This window comes from Motiliproteus coralliicola (assembly GCF_003345655.1).
GTDB classification, from domain to species: domain Bacteria; phylum Pseudomonadota; class Gammaproteobacteria; order Pseudomonadales; family Balneatricaceae; genus Motiliproteus; species Motiliproteus coralliicola.
The window spans coordinates 243,205-261,360 of sequence record NZ_QQOH01000005.1; the positions used below are offsets into that span (position 1 = coordinate 243,205).

The following is an 18,156-nucleotide window of genomic DNA, read 5'->3' on the forward strand; positions in this document are numbered from 1 at the left end:
CCAGTGTGCTTATCCTCACGCTGAATGGTTAGCTGGTTTGAATTAAGAATTTGCAAGATTGATGGAGTCCTCAGTGACCAGAAAATGTTTTATGGATTACGAGCTGCTGGCTACCGACGGTAAGGCCCGTCGCGGTCGCCTGAGCTTCCCGCGTGGTGATGTCGAGACCCCGGCGTTTATGCCGGTCGGCACCTACGGTACCGTTAAGGGGATGCTGCCGCGGGATATCGAGGAATCCGGTGCTCACATTATTTTGGGCAACACCTTCCACCTGATGCTGCGTCCCGGTACCCAGGTGGTGCAGGAGCACGGCGACCTGCACGGCTTCGTCCAGTGGAAAGGCCCGATCCTGACCGATTCCGGTGGTTTTCAGGTGTTCAGCCTCGGGGCGATGCGCAAGATCACCGAGCACGGGGTGAAGTTTCAGTCGCCGGTGGACGGTTCCAAGGTGGAGCTGACCCCGGAGCGCTCGATGGAGGTTCAGCGTGAGCTGGGCTCGGATATCGTGATGATCTTCGACGAATGCACCCCGTACCCGGCCACCGAGCAACAGGCCGCCGAGTCGATGCGTCTGTCGCTGCGTTGGGCCAAGCGTTCCAAGGACGCCCACGGTGACAATCCGTCGGCGCTGTTCGGTATCGTCCAGGGCGGCATGTACGAGGCGCTGCGCGACGAGTCGCTGGCCGGGCTGACCGAGATCGGTTTTGACGGCTATGCCATCGGTGGTCTGTCCGTGGGAGAGCCCAAGGACGAGATGATGAAGGTGCTTGACTACACCACCCCGAAGATGCCGGAGGACAAGCCGCGTTATCTGATGGGTGTCGGCAAGCCGGAAGACCTGGTTGAAGGGGTTCGTCGCGGCGTCGATATGTTCGACTGTGTGATGCCGACCCGCAATGCCCGCAACGGCCATCTGTTCACCTCCGAGGGGGTGATCAAAATTCGCAATGCAACACACCGTCACGACACCCGGCCGCTGGATCCGGAGTGTGACTGCTACACCTGTCAAAATTTCAGCCGCGCTTATCTGTATCACTTGGACAAATGCAAGGAGATGCTGGGCGCACAGCTCAATACCATCCACAACCTGCGCTACTACCAAAACCTGATGAGCGGATTGCGAAGCGCCATTGAACAGGGTAAATTGAGCGACTTTGTAACCGATTTCTACCGCAAGCGCGGTCAAGACGTTCCCGCGCTAGCGCAGGATTAAGAATCCGTATTTTCAGGAGCAATCAATGAGCTTTTTTATCTCTCCCGCCATGGCGGAAACCGGTGCCGCTGGCCCCGGTGGTGACCTTTCCGGCCTGATCTTCCTGGTCGGCTTTGCGGCGATCTTCTACTTCATGGTTTGGCGTCCGCAAAGCAAGCGTGCCAAAGAGCACAAGGCATTGGTTGCCGATCTGTCCAAGGGTGATGAGGTAGTAACCAGCGCGGGCCTGCTGGGCAAGGTCACCAAGATCGACGAAGACTACGTGGTACTGAGCGTATCCGACAACGTCGAGCTGAAGTTCCAGAAGATGCACATCGCCGCCGCGCTGCCCAAAGGTACCATCAAGGATATCTAAGCCGACGTGTTGTAGTGAGTCTTTCATAAAACGCCACCGCCTCCGGGTTGTGGCGTTTTGTGTTTATTAGTCTGTCTGACAGCATCGGCAATTTTTGCCGGTGTCCGTAGCTTCTAAGCTTCTTATCAATAGGAGTCGAGCGTTATGCTCAACAAATATCCGCTTTGGAAGAATCTACTGATCATCTTTATCTTGGTGATCGGTGGAGTCTATGCGGCGCCCAACCTGTACCCGGACGATTACGCGGTGCAGGTCTCCGGTGCCAGCTCTTCCACTCCGCTTTCACAACAGACCCTCGACCGCGCCCTGAAGGGGCTGGATCGGGCCGGTATCGCCACCAAAGGGGCTGAGCTGCTCGACAAGGGCTTGCTGATTCGGGTCGGAAGTTCCGACGATCAGCTGCGCGCCAAGGCCGCGATCAGCCGTGCACTGGGCGACGACTACGTTACCGCACTGAACCTGGCGGCAACTACGCCGGACTGGCTGACCTCGATCGGTGCCGGACCGATGAAACTGGGTCTGGACCTGCGCGGTGGGGTTCACTTCCTGATGGAAGTGGACATGGCTGCGGCGGTCAAGCAGCGCCTGGACGTCTACGTCAGCGAGATCAAGACCAAGCTGCGTAGCGAGCGGATCCGTTACCGCGGCGTTGATCATAAGGCCGACGGCAGCCTGCTGGTGAAGTTCGCCAACCAGGAAGCGCGCGACGAAGGCTACTCGCTGCTGCGTCGAGACTACAACGAGTTCCTGCTGACCGAAGAGGAGATCGACGGTGAATTTGCCGTGGGCGTCAACCTGACCGAGGCGACCGTCCGTCAGATCGAGGATTACGCGATCAAGCAGAACCTGACCACCATCCGTAACCGGGTCAACGAGCTGGGTGTGGCCGAGCCGCTGGTGCAGCGTCAGGGCCGTAACCGGATCGTGGTTCAGCTGCCGGGTGTCCAGGACACCGCCCAGGCCAAGCGGATTCTGGGTAAGACCGCCAATCTGGAGTTCCGTCTCGAAGCGACTCCGGATGCGGGTCGTGCCAGCACCGAATCCTACCCCTTCCGTGAAGAGGGGCGTCCGGATGCGCGGCTGGAGAAAGATATCATCATCACCGGTAGCTCGGTGGCCAACGCCCAGGCTAACTTTGATGAGAACGGCCAGCCGCAGGTGTCGATCACCCTCGATGCCAACGGCGGTAAGCTGATGAACCGGGTTACCCGTAACGCGGTTCAGCGTCGCATGGCGGTGCTGTTTATCGAGCATAAGACCCGTACCCGCTACGTGCAGGAGAACGGCGTCGAAGTTGAGAAGCGGATCCCGTACGTCGAGAAAGAGATCATCTCGCTGGCGACCATTCAAACGGCGCTGGGCTCCAGCTTCCGGATCACCGGCCTGGACGGCGCCGGCGAGTCCTCTGAACTGGCTCTGCTGCTGCGTGCCGGTGCCCTGGCGGCGCCGATCTACTTCGTTGAAGAGCGGACCGTCGGCCCGAGCCTGGGTCAACAGAACATCGACCTGGGGGTTACCTCGGTCAAGATCGGTCTGGCCCTGGTGGTGCTGTTCATGCTGGCGTTCTACAAGGTGTTCGGTATTGTCGCCAATATCGCGCTGGCGTTGAACCTGGCGCTGCTGACCGCGGCGATGTCGATGCTGTCGGCGACGCTGACGCTACCGGGTATCGCCGGTATCGTACTGACGGTCGGTATGGCGGTGGACGCCAACGTGCTGATCTTCTCGCGGATCAAGGAGGAGCTGAAAAACGGCTTGCCGCCGCAATCGGCCATCAATGCCGGTTACGATCGCGCCTTCTCCACCATCTTTGATGCCAACATCACCACCCTGCTGGTGGCGGTGATCCTGTTCGCGGTCGGTACCGGCCCGGTCAAGGGCTTCGCCGTGACCCTGTCGCTGGGGATTATCTCCTCCATGTTCACCGCCATCATGGTGACCCGTGCGCTGGTCAACGTGACCTACGGCGGCCGTAAGATCAACAAACTGTCGATCGGTTGGGGGGTGTAAGCAATGAGTACCACAACCATGACTAACGAGGAACGCAGCTTCAATTTCATGGCGCTGCGCAAGGTGATGGCCGGTGTATCGATCGCGGTACTGCTGGCATCGATCCTGTCGCTGTTTATCAATCAGCTGCAGTTCGGCCTGGACTTCACCGGCGGTGCGCTGATCGAAGTCGAGTACAGCCAAGAGAAGCCGCTGGACGAGATCCGCCAGACCCTGGTCGGTGCCGGTTACGAGTCCGCTATCGTGCAGACCTTCGGCTCGCCCACCGACATTATGGTGCGGTTGCAGGAAGACCATACCCCGACCCTGGGTGATGACGTACTGGCGGCGTTGCGCTCCGGTAGTACCGGAGACGTTGAGCTGTTGCGTTCGGAGTTCGTCGGTGCCCAGGTGGGTGACGAGCTGCGCGAGCAGGGCGGTCTAGGGATGCTGCTGGCCCTGGCGATCGTGATGCTGTACGTGGCGATGCGGTTCCAGTTCAAGTTCTCGGTCGGTGCGGTTGTCGCCCTGGCTCACGACGTGCTGATCGTGCTGGGACTGTTCTCGATCCTGAAACTGGACTTCGATCTGACCGTACTGGCGGCGCTGCTGGCAGTAATCGGTTACTCGCTCAACGACACCATCGTGGTCTCCGACCGGATTCGTGAGAACTTCCGCAAGCTGCGTAAGGGCTCGTCGGAAGAGATCATCAATGTGTCGCTGAACCAGACTCTGGGTCGGACCTTGGTGACCTCGTTGACCACCTTGCTGGTATTGCTGGCGCTGTTCTTCTTCGGTGGCGAGATGATCCACGGCTTCGCTACCGCGCTGATGATCGGTGTGCTGGTCGGTACCTACTCGTCGATCTACGTGGCGGCCAACGTGCTGCTGGCGATGAACGTGACCCGCGAAGACCTGCTGCCGCCGGTCAAAGAGGAAGAGGAAGACGATCGTCCCTGATCGTTACCGTCCTATCGTAAAAAGCCGGCTTGATGCCGGCTTTTTTGTGTCTGAGTGGCTGCCTTAAAATGCCTGGCTCGGAGGCTCCTTGCCCATCGCCAGCGAGCCGGTGAATAGATGCTGACGCTTTTCCTGCAATGGGTGAAAGTGGGAGGCCATCACATCCCGCAGCAGGCATTCGATACCGAAGGGGCGCAGGTAACCCGGACCACCACAGGCTTCTACTGCTTTTGCGGCGGTTTCCTTGCAGGCGGCCGCGGCAATGGTTTTGCGTTTTACCATCTCGTTGGCGGCATCCAGATCCGCGCTGAAGTCGAATTCGTTAACCAGACGGATCATGTCGTCGACGGCCAGGTCGGCGGTGGTCATTGCATTTTCCATCTCTCCCAGCAGATAGGGGGTAACCGGATCGACACTGTTGCGGCAGCGCTCCCGGGCTTTGTCGGCCGCTGCCTTGGCGATGCCACGGTAGGCCGACATGATCAACGGCAGCGCCACCGGCAGTACCGTGCTCCAGATGGCGTGGTAATCGCCGCGAGGGCGTCGTACCACCACGGACTCTTCGGGGACGAATACGTTTTCCAGCTTGAGGCTGTTTGAGCCGGTGCCGCGCATCCCCATCGGCTGCCAGTTATCCAGGATGGTGACACCTTCGGCCTTGGCGGCGACCGGGAAGTGCAGTACCTGCCAGCCATGTTCGGGATCCTCATAGGGGCCTGAGGTGACGATCACATCGCCCGCCGGTGATCCGCTGGCAAAGTGTTTCAGGCCGGAGAACAGAAAACCACCTTCGGTTTTGGTCAGTTCACCGGTGGAGGCGAGCCAGTCTCCGGCACCGGTACTGACCAGCACCAGTTCGTTAGCGGCCACTTTTTCCAGTAGTGCCTGTCCGGGTTTGCCGTTGAGGTAGTTGTAGCGGTTGGCGGCAATAATATGCTGGTGCATGGAGCAGGATAGCGCGGTAGAGGGGTGGTAGGTGGCCAGTTGGGCGAGCATGGCGCAGACGTCGCTGTAGCGATGCCCGCCGCCGCCGAGTTCCTTGGGCACCAGGGCGGAAAAGAGCTTCGCCTCTTTCAGCAGGCTATAGTTGGTGATGGAAAACTGGTCATTCTCGTCGGCGAATTTGCCATTGTGGGATAACTCGTCACCGATCGCAGCTAACCGATCCTCCAGTGAGCTTTGCAGGTTCATATGCTGATCCTCCCAGTGGGTGTTGGCAGCAACTGCTTGTTGAATATTCATGATAGTCCTCCTCGAGGGATCAGGGGTTATGGGCAGTCTGGGTTGCTGATTTCGGCTAGCTGGCCAGCCGCTGGAACTGGCCTTCGGCAAACACCAGCGGCTGCTTGTCGGTTTGGTCGTGATCCATCACCAGGCCCACCAGAATCAAGTGATCGCCCATCAGCATCGAGCGATAGTGATGACAGCGCATCACCGCGCTGCCACCGGCCAGTGCTGGAATGCTATGGCTGTTGTCCAGCTTGATATCCTTAAATTTGTCGATGCCGCGGGTGGCAAAGCGCTGCGCCAGATCGGCCTGCTTTGCAGACAAAATCGTCAGCGAAAAACCTTGGCAGTTGGCGAAGGTGCAATAGCTGGCGGCTTTGCGATCGATACACCAGGTGACCAGTGGCGGGACCATGGAGGCGCTGGTGAAGCTGTTGATGGTCATGCCCACCAGTTCACCCTCGTCGTTTTGCGCAATCGCCACCGCAACGCCGGTGGGGTATTTGCCGAAAGTGCCGCGCAGTGCGCGTGTCTCTTTACTGGGAGTGAGTACTTTGCACATGTCGCCATCTCCTGTTCAGGCCTTCCGGGGGGAAGGTTTGGCTTTGTTTTGCTACATAACCAGCGTAGAAAATGGCGAGTTTGGGGAATAGTTCGTAACCTGTAGTAACTAACTACGCGAAATGTAGTAACGAACTATCGTTTGTGTAATTGGGAGCGGTGCGATGGTCTATAACCAGTTTTGCCCCATTTCCAAGGCCATGGAGGTATTGGGTGAGAAGTGGACGCTGTTGATTGTCCGGGATGCACTCTGTGGTAGTACCCGTTTCAATGAGTTTCAACGCGGGCTGTCCCAGATATCACCAACCGTATTGACCAAGCGGCTCAGCCAGATGGTTGATGAAGGGCTGCTGTTCAAGAAGCGGATTCCCGGTCAGCGGGGCTACGAATACTTTCCCACCCAGGCTTGCAAAGAGCTTTACCCCGTTATCGAGCAGATGGGGATCTGGGGGATGCATTGGGCGCGCCACCAGTTGACCGAAGAGGATTATGACCTCGAGCTGTTGATGCTGTATCTGGAGCGCAGCATTCAGCCGCAATATCTGTTGGGAAAGGAAACCGTGATTCGGTTCAACTTCAGCGACGTGAAGGAGTACCCCAGCTGGTGGTTGGTGGTGAGCGATGATCAGGTGGATGTCTGTGTCCATGACCCCGGCAAGGAGGTCGATGTCTACTTGAACTGTTGTGTGCGGGTGATGTGCCAGCTCTGGATGGGGGATATCAGCTATCGAGCCGCCATCAACCAAGGCGAGCTGGAGTTGGTTGGCCCTAAGCAGTTGACCGGCACGATTCAGCAGTGGATCAAGCCGAGCCTATGGGCGGGGTTACAGCCGGCCAGTGATATCGTTGCCTAATGGCTGGCCGCCGGGTTTAGTCGACAAGAGGGAACAACCCGGAGTTGATTAGCCGATGGGCCGAACTCGGGCTGGTTCGGTGCAACACGAGTTGATGGCATTGGTTGAACGCCACAAAGCGGCGCAGTTCTTTGGCCAAGGCGGCGGCAAAGCCATCGAGCTGCTTCAGACCGGGCTCCAGAGCCAGGTGCCGGATATGCAGCCGCCCTTCCCGTCGTTCGGCCTTGCAGTCCATTCGTGCCACCAGTTTTCCACTCCACAGAATCGGCAACGAGAAATAGCCGAAACGGCGTTTAGCGGCGGGCAGGTAACACTCGATTTGGTAATCAAAGCCGAACAGGGCCAGCGTCCGTTGGCGTTGAATCAACAGGTTGTCGAACGGCGACAGAATCTTCAGCTTGCTGCGTGCCAAGGGTTTGTCGAGCAACGACAGGGCGTCGGGCAGGGCCACATAGGGCAGCCCGCCAACCTGCAGCGACAGCAACTCGCCGTCGGACAGCATCTGCTGCACACGATCGTTGATCCGTGACTTGATGTTCTTCAACAAATACGCGATCTCACTCGCCCGACCCAGGCCGTTAGCCTCCAGATAGCGGCGGATCAGAAAACGTTCATGGGTTTCGGGGTCGGGCAGGCGGGTATCGACACCGGCAGGCAGTACCCGCTCGGTCAGATCGTAGACCTTATGGAAGTTGCTGCGGTGGGCCACCATCAGCTCGCCCTGCATAAACAGGGTTTCCAGCGCCTGCTTGGCGGGCTTGCTGTTCCAGTCGCCGGGTTTGGCGTTGCTCTTCGCCGCTTGTTCGAAATCCCTGGCCATCAATGGGCCGTCGATCCGGATTCGATCCAATACCTGCTGCACCAGCTTTGGCTCGGGTCGGTACCAGTGGTTCTGCTCGCTGCTGGCGATCGCCTGCTTGCGCGGAAGACTGAAGCGGTAATCCCGCATCGGCAGGTACGAGGCGGCGTGGGACCAGTACTCGAACACCTGCCCGGATAGGAGCAGTTTATCCAGTTGTTCGGGTTGGTAGCCTGGGTTGCGGTTCCATAGCGTGTGGTGATGAGCCCGTTGAATCGCCGAGATCGTGTCGATCTGGATATAGCCGAGCCGTTCAATCACCGACAGGGTGGCATCGATAGCGCGCCCTTTCGACTTTGCCGGGGGCAGATGCTGTGAGTGAAGGATGAGCTTTCGCGCCTGGGGCAGCGACAGCGTTTCGGTCATGGCGAAACAGCCCGGTTGGATCTATCGGATCGGCCAAGGCTAACGCAGAAGCGATTCAAGGCAAAGTTGTCGGAGGGTGAGCCACCCGATTAATGCGGGGGATGGCTCACACCGGATGGTTGCGGGTTTTGGATCAGTTGACGGTCGAGATCATGTAGTCGACAGTTGCCTTCACATCGGCATCGCTCAGACCCGGGTTGCCGCCCTTGGCGGGCATCGCGCCTCTGCCATTGATCGCGGTGTTATAGATTGCTTCGATGCCATTGGCTAGGCGCGGCTCCCAAGCGGCTTTGTCGCCCAGTTTAGGCGCGCCGGCAAGGCCGGTGTCGTGGCAGCTGAAGCACAGGCTCTTGTAGGTGGATTCGCCGCTGGCTGCTGTCGGAGTCACTTGTTCCGAAACGCTGGCGACCATATCGGTGGCTTTCTGTTCGGCCTTCTCCATTGTATCGGCAGCCTGCTCTTTGATCTCCTCAGCCATCTGCTCGGCCTTGTCGGTCATCTGTTCGGCCGTGTCCGCCGCCGCATCGACAGCGTTCGTTACTTCCTCTTTGACCTGCTCAACCATCGGCTTGGCTGCCTCTGGCTCCGGGGCGGGTTGCGCCGCTTTCTGCTCGGGCGCTGCTGGAGTGGATGCGGTCTGCTTATCGTCACCGCAGCCGACCAGTAATAGCGCGGTTACCGCTGAAACGCAGAGAAAGGGAGTTTTGCTAGCCATCGATCTAACCTCGTAGTGATATTTGTCAACATTGTATCGAATTGAGGTCAGCGTAGAGAGCTTTAGATGAATCGGCTCTGAATGGGAGGGGAAGATTGTTCGGCAGGCGTGTTAATCCGGGTAGGGGCTGGTCGGCGACCAGTATTTTTATTGCAGCTGCTAGCATGGCGAGGATCAGGGTCGGTTTAATCCGTTCAGGGCCGATGGCCAACGCTTCTATCGGTTGGCCATCGGCAAAATCAGGAAGGCGAAGTCGTTACCAATCAGGATTCGTATCGTCTGGCTTGATTGGATCTCAGCATCTCTTCGATGCCCTTACTCCACCGGCACAGCGACTCGACCCGTCCCCTTAGAGTCAGTTAGAACGGGGTAATGTTGGGTGAATACCATATCGTCCTGAGCGCCAGAGGTATGGCAGCCCGAACACTTATCGGTGGGAAGCTGTTTACTGGTTTTTTGAAATAGATCGCTATTTTCAAGCTTGGCGTAGCGGAAGAATCCCCAGTTGCCCGGCTCATCGGCGAACTTTACCGGATCCTTCAGCATCCCGGCGACCGCCACGACTTCACCGGCTGCGTATCCGGAGCCGGTCAGCCCTTTGTATCGCTCAACCCCCATCACTTCTTTGAGAAGTAAGGTGCCCGTTCGAAACTCACCGGTCTTCTTCCAGTGCTGAAAGGCGCCTCGATCCATGTAGATTGTGCGCATCTCGTTAAAAGGGGCCTTGCCGTTATTGAGTTCATTCGGAGATACATTGGCACCCACCTGAACCCACTCGCGATAGTCCAACGGGAGGATCAGCTCGTTGCTGTCGTTAAATTCGGCGGGCGAGGCGAGTTCTTCTGCATAGCTGGGATTGAAGATACAGGCAGAAGCTAGCATCAACATGCCGGTCAGTTTCGCAGTTGGATTCGGTGTTAGTTTCATCATTATTTGGCTTCCAAACAGAGATCGAAAATAGCTTCGGTCGGTCGCCCATAGATGTTGATTGATCATCTGTTGGCTACAGCCGAAGCCTGATAAATCACCGGGAAAAGTCTAGAGAGCGTGGCTGTGGATGGGAATACGAGGAAAATGGGGGAGAAATAGCAGAGTGGTTGTAGGGCTTTGTTATACCCGGGAAGTCAGGTAGCTCTTAAGGTTGATGGAACCGCTTTTTAGCCCCAACTTCTTTCGAATATTCTTCCGGTGAAAGTCGATGGTGCTTTTTGCCAGATGCATTAGGTCCGCGATCTCTTTGCTGGATTTGTCCTGTTGGATAAACCTGACAATTTTCTGCTCGGTTGGGCTTAGCAGCGTCGTTGCAATGGATTGCTGGTCGGCGGTGCTGGAAAGCTGATGGCGTAATCGGGCCAGGCAATTTGACTGTGTGGTGCTCAGCGCCTCCTGTTCAATTCTTTCAAGATAGGGGAGCACAAGCCGGGTCAGTTCTTCATTGGCCTCAAGTCGGATCGCTTTGCGGTCCTGCTCATGCTGCCGCAGTAACACCCTCAGGGCCGTGTGAGTTTCATCCAGGTCTGTTGATTGACTGGTGAGTTCCAGGTTTTGTTCTTCCAGGGAATATTCAAGTTGTCGCTGCCGTTGGCGGTTGTCCTCCAGTTCTTGCAACAGCATCAGATCGTTATTGATCAACGCCTGAAACTCTTCTATCAGGGCATGGTGCTTCTGAGCTTCATTATCGCTGCGGCGATCCATGACGCAGATTGTTCCGAAGGGCTCGCTATCCGGCCAAATTAATGGATAGCCAAGATAAAAGGTCATGCCTTGCTCAAATTTTGGCGCGTTTTTCCAGTCATCGGATTGCGTGGCATCTTCGACCAGTAAAGGCTTTTGATTACGGATAACTTCGTCGCAGTACATGTCGCTGCAGCGTTTACCGAAGCCAGTGTACTGGAACGGGTTATCGAGTTGGTCGCTGCGTACCAGCAGGCAGATTTCGTCTTTTCTCACACAAGTGATCAGTGTGGCCGGTGTGCCGGTTAGCTGGGCCAGCAGATCGACAATATGCTGCCACTTTTCCAGCAGGGGGGATGGAATATCCGGTCGTTGTTTCTTACTCATGGAGCCGATCTCAATCGCTCGGTATCAATATCGTCGTAAAAATCACTTAGTCAGATTGTGGGTAAGAGTATCTTAGGACCGAGCGTGTTTTTGCAGCCAGTTGGTTGTGCTCAGTGGAACCAGAGAGCTGTCTAAAAAGGGGAGTTGCGAAGTGTGGGCTTGATGAGCAGCACTCTTCGCAGCAAATGAGCCGAGTGCTGATAGTGCCCTTGCTTGATCACGGCCAGGTTTCGATGGTCTCAATCTTCCAATCGGCTTGGCGCAAAAGGTAGCTCTATATGTACAGCTAATCCTCCACCGCTTATGTTGGACGCAACAATGGTTCCGCCATGGCGAAGTATTGCTCGTTGCGCGATGGCCAGCCCTAAGCCATATCCTCCTTTGGGTCGTGAAGAGTCAAACCTGAAAAACGGCGAGAAGATTGCAGCCAGCTGAGCCTCTTCAACGCCGGGCCCCTGATCTTGAATCATGATGGACAGTCGCTGGCCCGGTTGTTGTTTCAGGTTCACTCGCACCTGACCATGATCAGGGTTGTATTTCACCGCATTCCGGATGATGTTTTCGAATGCGCGCCGGAGTAGCTCTTTATTGGCGGAGATGACTATCTCATTGTCGGGGAGGTCGCACTCGATTCGGCATCCTTTAGCCTGGGCTTCGGATTGGGCTTGTTGGCAGATCGCGCTTAGCAGTCCCGCTAGATCGATGAAATCATCCAGCGGGTAGTGGCTCTCCGCATCCAGTCGGGCCAGGGTCAGAACTTGATCGATCAACTCGTCGAGACGATCCAGCTCCTGCCCCAGGGCTTGGCTGTCGGTTTCGTTAATTGGTTGCTGGTGCTTTTCCAGCAGGGCGAACTGCAATCGAATTCGGGTTAACGGTGAGCGCAATTCGTGGGAAATATCGTTCAACAGTTGCTGTAGGGCCTGTTGGCGGTTGTGTAACGATAGCGCCATTTTGTCGAAGTCTTGTGCCAGCGATACCAGCTCATCCTTGCGGGAACCCAGTTGTGGCGCAATCGCCCGATCCAGCTCCCCGCGTGCCAACGCCCGGGTTCCTCTCGACAGGATTCGAATAGGCCGGGTCAGGTACCAGGCCAGCCAGGCGCAAGCCAGGGCGCCGACCAGCACGAATAGGCTGAGGCGTTCTGCACTGGGTAGCCGGTGCCGAAACGGTTGTGTGCGTGGAAGAAAGCGGTCGGTGAGCCGTTGTGGCGGGTTGTAGACCCTGAGTTGGTAGCGAACCCCCTCCGTCGATTTGACTTGCCGCGTGATCATTTGATCGGCCTCCAATGCAAGAATGGCCGCTGGAACAGGTCGCCCGAGAAGGTCGTGATTATTCTGGTCTAATACCCAGATTCTTGGCAGGACTCGGCCCACATTTTGTTGGTACTCCTGCAAGGCGGCCTTACCGCCATAGCTGAGCGCAATGGCAACCGCTTCGACACGCTGCTGTAGCAGCCTCTCTACGATGTGGTTCTGGTTTGAGTCGTCGGATAATTTATAGAGTGCCAGCCCGTATAGCAGGGCTGACAGTGACAGCAGGCTGGCCAGAAACCAGAGGAAGATTTTCCAGAAAAAGCGCCCCATCAGACCGCCTCAATGCGATAGCCGACACCGCGAGTCGTCAATATCTGCACATCGGCAGGCTGCAATTTCTTGCGTAAGTTACTGACATGGACATCCAGGCTGCGGTCGTAGATCTCTAGTGGTCGATTGAGCAGCTCAAGCGATAACTGTTCTTTGGCAACCACCTGGGATTGGTTGTCGATCAGAATTTTCAGCAACTTGAACTCGGTGCGAGTCAGCTCGATCGCTTGGCGATCTATGTAGACTTCAAAACTGGACGGCGACAGCACCAAGTTGGCGATGGCCATATCGGCGCCGTTCTTCTGAGGCGCAGTCGCGGGTAGACGCCTGAGAATGGCTCGAATGCGTGCCACCAACTCACGTGGGTTGTACGGTTTGGCAAGATAGTCGTCGGCGCCCAGCTCCAGGCCGAGTACTTTATCGATATCTTCTCGACGTGCGGTCAGCATCAGAACCGGTACGCAGGAGTCTCGCCGTAATTGTCGAAGCACTTCAAATCCGTCTAATCCCGGTAGCATCACATCCAGCACTACCAGATCCGGACACCAGCGCTTGGCCTGTTCAAGCCCGTTGGCGCCATCATCGGCACAGCGCACGCTAAACCCCTCCAGCGATAGGTATTCACAGAGCATCCGCTGAGCATCAGGGTCGTCTTCAACAACGAGTAGTTTGTTGGCTTCGATCAGGGGCATGGCGGCACTATCTGCTATCTCCCACCGTAGTAACAGTCACTTTACACAAACCTTACAAAACCCTTACTGGTTCCTAACAGAAACAGGCTGTCCATCGCTTTATCGTGTCAGCAGCAATATCGCCGTTTCAATCAACCCACGAGAGAGCAAAAACATGAACAGGATACGAATTTCAACCACCTTCAAACAGCGGTTTCGGTCGGTCGCTTTGGCTGCGAGCCTGGTGCTGATCATGGTGGATGCGAGCTTTGCCGATGGCGTCTCCCGCAAGCGGATTGTTAGCGGTCCCCAGGGTACTTCTATCCATAAGACTCGTTCCATGGTTTCAGAGAAGGGTGCTGCACGTGTCGATAGGCGAGTGACAAGCAGTGACAGTGGTGCAGCTCGCTACAGCCGCTCGGTTGCGCGTAGTGATGGTGAGGGAAACAGCTATCGTCGAAAGACTAAGGCCATCAGCACGGCTGACGGCGGGCAGGGTTACAAAGTGACCCAGAGTTACCGCGCAGAAGATGGCAGTCGTTATCGGAGCACGAACAAATCCGTCGAGGGCGCGAACGGCGGGTCATTCGAGTCCAGCAAGGAGACTTACCTGAATGAAACGGGTGAGCTTGGCCATAGCCGAACCCTTAGTGGCCAGACAGCGGATGGCAAAAGCTATCAAACGACGCTGAACGCAGAAAACGGCGTGGTGACACGTAGTAGCAGCTGTACCGATGCCGCTGGGAACAGCATTGATTGCCGCTAGTGAATCGCCCCAGACTTTAATCATTACCAAGTAGGAACAATGTATGAAAACTCTCAGCAAACTCATTCCGGCGCTTATCCTGGTGGCTGCATGCAGCGCAAGCTTGAGCGCGGCCGATCTGAGCGAAGAGCGGGCCCGCACCGCTACAGACCTGATGACTGATCAGTTGCAATTGAGCGATGAGCAGGCGGAACAGGTATATCGGCTTCACAAAGAGATGTTCGCCGATCTCTCTGAGCTTCAGGGCGAGCAGCGTAGCAACAGATTATCGCAGCTTCGCGCTTTGCGAGGTCTCGGTAAGGAGCTGGATACCTCAATGCAGCAGGTGCTAGATGAAACTCAGTATCAGACTTGGTCAGAGCAGGCGAAGCAGCGTCGAGAAAAGATGCGTGAGTATCTGAGTAAGCAGAAAACGCAGTAACTGGGCGATGGAACCGGTCGGGTGGTGATCCACTCGACCGTCCAGCGTCTGTGGGTAAGTCATGAGTCAGTAATAACTGATAAAAAGTATTAGCTGGTCAGTAGCATTTTCACCGCAACTGCCAGCAAAGCCAGGATCAGCACCGGTTTGACCAGTTTGGCGCCCTGGCTGATCACCATATTGGAGCCGATTCGGGCGCCGATCGCCTGGGCTACCGCCATCCCGATCGCCAGCTCCCAGATCAGTTGACCGTTGCCGATAAAGATCAGTGCGGCGGAGGCGTTGCTGATCAGAACCAGCGGTTTGGCGTGGGCGGTGGCGCTGCGGGCGTTGAGTCCCATCAGTCCGATCAGAGCCAGAGCAAACAGCGAGCCCATGCCGGGGCCGAAGAAGCCGCCGTAGAAGCCCAGGCCGGTGCAGGCGATCAGGTCGAACTGCAGTGGTGTCAGTCGGGGCTTGGCGTCTTCGTCGCTCAGGCGTGGGGTGAACAGGGTGTAACCGGCCAGCAGGAGTAGCAGCCAGGGAATGATCAGCTCCATCTGCTGGTTGCCCAGCCACTGCACGCACTGGGCGCCGGCGACGCTGCCGACCAGGGCGCAGACCAGTCCACGACGCAGACGGCGGAAGTCGATAAAGCCCTTGCGGTAATAGTTGAGGGTGGAGGACAGGGTGCCGAAGATGCTCTGGAACTTGTTCACCGCCAGGGTCGGTAACGGCGGGATGCCGAACCACAGCAGCGCCGGTACCGTGATCAGTCCGCCGGCACCGGCGATGGAGCTGATAAAGCCGGCAACAAAGGCGATGGCGATAAGAATCGGTAGTTCCATGGCGAATTAGGATCTGTTGAAGTACCAAAAAGGCGGCAAAGTTTAGCAGTTTTGAAGTTAATTAACGCTAAAGTGCTTCAAAACAATCTGTTGGCGTTGTTGTGGTTGGTTAAATCGGCAACAATGCGCCACACTTTTATAACCGCCTGCCAATATCTGCTGGGCTACGGCGGTTAAGGCCGCTGCACTCTGGCAGCGGTTTATCATCCCAGAATTGAGTACTGATATGAGCCGTGATCCCTACGCTGACCGGGAAGCGAAGAAATACGACAACCCGATCCCCAGTCGCGAGTACATCCTCGAACTGCTGAAAAAGGCGCGGCGGCCGATGTCGCATCCGCAGCTCAGCACCGAGCTGGGACTGGTGTCGGACCAGCAGACCGAGGCGTTGCGGCGTCGACTTCGGGCGATGGAGCGCGATGGTCAGTTGGTGCATACCCGCCGTGGCGGGTACGGCCTGGCCGATAAGATGGATCTACTGGCCGGGCGGGTGATCGGCCATCGCGATGGTTACGGTTTCCTGAGTCCGGATGACGGCTCGGATGACGTGTTTCTGCATAACCGTCAGATGCGCAAGCTGTTTCATGGCGATCGGGCGATGGTGCGGGTTTCCGGTGTCGATCAGCGCGGCCGTCGTGAAGGCAGCGTGGTCGAGGTGCTGGAGCATTGTACCCAGCAGTTGGTGGGACGTTATGTGGATGATTTTGGGATCGGTTATCTGGTCCCGGAGAACAACAAGATCAGCCAGGATGTGGTGATCGCCGACGAGGATCGACTCGGGGCCGAAACCGGCCAGTACGTGCTGGTGGAGTTGCTGGTGCAGCCCAGTAAGGGGCGCCCGCGAGCACGGGTGGTCGAGGTGCTGGGTGAGCAGATGGCGCCGGGGATGGAGATCGAGGTGGCGATCCGCAACTACGATATTCCCCATCTATGGCCCGATGCGGCGACGGATGAAGCCAATAGATACGGCGCCGAGGTGCGTGAGCAGGATAAGCAGCATCGGGTCGATCTGCGGGAGCTGCCGCTCGTTACCATCGATGGTGAAGATGCCCGTGACTTTGATGATGCGGTCTACTGTGAGGCCAAAAAGGGTGGCGGATGGCGTCTCTACGTCGCCATCGCCGATGTGTCTCACTATGTCCGCCCCGGCTCGGCGCTGGACCAGGAGGCGCGCAATCGCGGCACCTCGGTCTACTTCCCTCAGCAGGTGGTGCCGATGTTGCCGGAGGCGCTGTCGAACGGACTCTGCTCGCTGAATCCGAACGTGGATCGGCTGGCGATGGTGTGCGAGATGACCATCAGTGCCAAGGGCAAACTCAGCGGCTATCAATTCTATGAGGCGGTGATCCGCTCCCAGGCGCGACTGACCTACACTCGGGTCGGTGCGCTGCTGGATGAGCCTGAGTCAGCAGTGGCGCAGCAGTTGACTGCGGAACATCCGGACATCGTGCCACACCTGTACGAGCTGTTCTGGCTCTACCAGGCCTTGCGCGGAGCCCGCGACGAGCGAGGTGCGATCGATTTCGAAACCACCGAGACCCGGATAGTATTCGGGCCGGACCGCAAGATCGATCAGATCGTACCGGTGGTGCGCAACGATGCCCATAAACTGATCGAAGAGTGCATGCTGTGCGCCAACGTGGCCACCGCCCGCTTCCTCGAAAAGTTGAAGATCCCGGCGCTGTACCGGGTTCACCAGGGCCCCAAGACCCAGAAGCTGGAAAACCTTCGCGCCTACCTGGGTGAGCTGGGCCTGAACCTGCCCGGCGGCGAGAAGCCGACCCCCGATGATTACCAGCAGTTGCTGCAGCAGGCCGAAGGGCGCCCCGATGCGGCGTTGATTCAAACCATGATGCTGCGCTCCCTGTCGCAGGCGGTCTACACCCCGGACAACGAAGGCCATTTTGGTCTGGCCTATTCGGCTTACGCCCACTTTACCTCACCGATCCGGCGCTATCCGGATCTGTTGGTCCACCGGGCGATCCGCTCGGTGATTCTAGATAAGGGCGGCTTGATGGGGCGGGTCAAATCGCTGCTGAGCAAGAGCGCCAAGCCGCCGGTTCGACGGGTGGAAGGCGCACCTCGGGCCGATGCCGGCAAGGTGTATCCGTACGACCTGGCGGCGATGATGGAGCTGGGGGAACACTGCTCGCTGACCGAGCGCCGTGCCGACGAAGCGACCTGGGATGTGCAGGCCTGGCTCAAGTGCGAATACATGCGCGACCATATCGGTGATGAGTTCGACGGCGTGGTCAGCGCGGTGACCGGATTCGGCCTGTTTGTCGAGCTGCAGGGTATCCACACCGAAGGCCTGATCCATGTGACCGCGTTGCAGGGGGATTACTATCATTTCGATGCCGCCAAGCAGCGATTGACCGGTGAGCGTACCCGCGTGACCTATCGTCTGGGTGACGAGTTGCGGGTCCGGGTGGTCCGGGTGGATCTGGATGAGCGTAAGATCGATTTCGAGCTGGTGGAGACCTTCAGCAAGAAGAAGGGCCGCAAGCAGGATCGTCGGGCACCGCGTAGTTTTGGTGCCGACGCCAAGAGCGGTTCGAAGCCCGGTTTCCGTGGAGGATCTAGAAGCGCCAGCGGCGGGTCTAGAAGCGCCAACAGCGGATCAAGAAATACCAAAGGCGGATCTAAACGAGGCTCCAAGTCGGTTGGAAACGGCGGGCCCAGCAGTGCGGCGAAAAAGCGCCGTCGTTAATAATTAAGGGCGCCG

General features: G+C 57.4%; 17 protein-coding genes. 8 read left to right on the forward strand and 9 right to left on the reverse strand.

What is annotated here, in order from left to right:
* Window positions 1-91 precede the first annotated feature (91 nt).
* The 4 genes from tgt (at window position 92) to secF (ending at window position 4,517) form a co-directional block, all read left to right on the forward strand.
* Window positions 92-1,213 carry a tRNA guanosine(34) transglycosylase Tgt gene (gene tgt / locus DV711_RS17400; protein ID WP_114697004.1) on the forward strand — a complete coding sequence of 374 codons (1,122 nt, stop codon included), beginning with the start codon at window positions 92-94 and terminating at the stop codon, window positions 1,211-1,213.
* A 25-nt stretch (window positions 1,214-1,238) separates the two neighbouring features.
* On the forward strand, window positions 1,239-1,568 hold the full coding sequence (gene yajC, locus DV711_RS17405; protein ID WP_114697005.1) for a preprotein translocase subunit YajC: 330 nt from the start codon (window positions 1,239-1,241) through the stop codon (window positions 1,566-1,568).
* A 144-nt stretch (window positions 1,569-1,712) separates the two neighbouring features.
* Window positions 1,713-3,578 carry a protein translocase subunit SecD gene (gene secD / locus DV711_RS17410; RefSeq protein ID WP_114697006.1) on the forward strand — a complete coding sequence of 622 codons (1,866 nt, stop codon included), beginning with the start codon at window positions 1,713-1,715 and terminating at the stop codon, window positions 3,576-3,578.
* A gap of 3 nt (window positions 3,579-3,581) precedes the next feature.
* A complete protein-coding gene (gene secF, locus DV711_RS17415; RefSeq protein WP_243633873.1) occupies window positions 3,582-4,517 on the forward strand; it encodes a protein translocase subunit SecF in 936 nt (311 codons plus the stop codon).
* Between the two features lie 63 nt (window positions 4,518-4,580).
* On the opposite strand, the gene DV711_RS17420 is transcribed toward secF, so the two are convergent.
* Both DV711_RS17420 and DV711_RS17425 read right to left on the reverse strand, forming a co-directional pair.
* Window positions 4,581-5,759 (reverse strand): acyl-CoA dehydrogenase family protein, encoded by a 1,179-nt coding sequence (locus tag DV711_RS17420; RefSeq protein ID WP_207802679.1) that lies wholly within the window; start codon window positions 5,757-5,759, stop codon window positions 4,581-4,583.
* Between the two features lie 55 nt (window positions 5,760-5,814).
* Window positions 5,815-6,306 carry a flavin reductase family protein gene (locus DV711_RS17425; protein WP_114697008.1) on the reverse strand — a complete coding sequence of 164 codons (492 nt, stop codon included), beginning with the start codon at window positions 6,304-6,306 and terminating at the stop codon, window positions 5,815-5,817.
* Between the two features lie 163 nt (window positions 6,307-6,469).
* Between DV711_RS17425 and DV711_RS17430 the strand changes: the two genes are divergently transcribed.
* Window positions 6,470-7,159 carry a winged helix-turn-helix transcriptional regulator gene (locus DV711_RS17430; RefSeq protein ID WP_114697009.1) on the forward strand — a complete coding sequence of 230 codons (690 nt, stop codon included), beginning with the start codon at window positions 6,470-6,472 and terminating at the stop codon, window positions 7,157-7,159.
* Between the two features lie 16 nt (window positions 7,160-7,175).
* Here DV711_RS17430 and DV711_RS17435 read toward each other — a convergent pair whose 3' ends face one another.
* The 6 genes from DV711_RS17435 to DV711_RS17460 all read right to left on the reverse strand — a co-directional run bounded on the left by DV711_RS17435 (window position 7,176) and on the right by DV711_RS17460 (window position 13,438).
* Window positions 7,176-8,384 (reverse strand): winged helix-turn-helix domain-containing protein, encoded by a 1,209-nt coding sequence (locus tag DV711_RS17435; protein WP_114697010.1) that lies wholly within the window; start codon window positions 8,382-8,384, stop codon window positions 7,176-7,178.
* A 133-nt stretch (window positions 8,385-8,517) separates the two neighbouring features.
* Complete coding sequence (locus tag DV711_RS17440) at window positions 8,518-9,099, reverse strand: c-type cytochrome (RefSeq protein WP_114697011.1); 582 nt, start codon at window positions 9,097-9,099, stop codon at window positions 8,518-8,520.
* 315 nt (window positions 9,100-9,414) lie between these two features.
* Window positions 9,415-10,029 carry a cytochrome P460 family protein gene (locus tag DV711_RS17445; RefSeq protein WP_165840156.1) on the reverse strand — a complete coding sequence of 205 codons (615 nt, stop codon included), beginning with the start codon at window positions 10,027-10,029 and terminating at the stop codon, window positions 9,415-9,417.
* 180 nt (window positions 10,030-10,209) lie between these two features.
* Window positions 10,210-11,160, reverse strand: coding sequence for a LuxR C-terminal-related transcriptional regulator (locus tag DV711_RS17450; protein WP_114697013.1), 951 nt, complete (start codon window positions 11,158-11,160; stop codon window positions 10,210-10,212).
* 239 nt (window positions 11,161-11,399) lie between these two features.
* A complete protein-coding gene (locus DV711_RS17455) occupies window positions 11,400-12,746 on the reverse strand; it encodes a sensor histidine kinase (RefSeq protein WP_114697014.1) in 1,347 nt (448 codons plus the stop codon).
* Entirely contained in the window at window positions 12,746-13,438 is a 693-nt protein-coding gene (locus tag DV711_RS17460; protein ID WP_114697015.1) for a response regulator transcription factor, read from the reverse strand. Before DV711_RS17460 ends, DV711_RS17455 begins: the two co-directional genes overlap by 1 nt.
* Between DV711_RS17460 and DV711_RS17465 the strand changes: the two genes are divergently transcribed.
* Window positions 13,437-14,183 (forward strand): hypothetical protein, encoded by a 747-nt coding sequence (locus DV711_RS17465; RefSeq protein WP_133297482.1) that lies wholly within the window; start codon window positions 13,437-13,439, stop codon window positions 14,181-14,183. The genes DV711_RS17460 and DV711_RS17465 overlap by 2 nt on opposite strands.
* Before the next feature lie 43 nt (window positions 14,184-14,226).
* Window positions 14,227-14,604 (forward strand): hypothetical protein, encoded by a 378-nt coding sequence (locus DV711_RS17470; protein ID WP_114697017.1) that lies wholly within the window; start codon window positions 14,227-14,229, stop codon window positions 14,602-14,604.
* An 89-nt stretch (window positions 14,605-14,693) separates the two neighbouring features.
* Here DV711_RS17470 and DV711_RS17475 read toward each other — a convergent pair whose 3' ends face one another.
* On the reverse strand, window positions 14,694-15,431 hold the full coding sequence (locus tag DV711_RS17475) for a TSUP family transporter (RefSeq protein WP_114697018.1): 738 nt from the start codon (window positions 15,429-15,431) through the stop codon (window positions 14,694-14,696).
* A gap of 226 nt (window positions 15,432-15,657) precedes the next feature.
* Between DV711_RS17475 and rnr the strand changes: the two genes are divergently transcribed.
* A complete protein-coding gene (gene rnr / locus DV711_RS17480; protein WP_207802680.1) occupies window positions 15,658-18,141 on the forward strand; it encodes a ribonuclease R in 2,484 nt (827 codons plus the stop codon).
* Window positions 18,142-18,156: the final 15 nt, after the last annotated feature.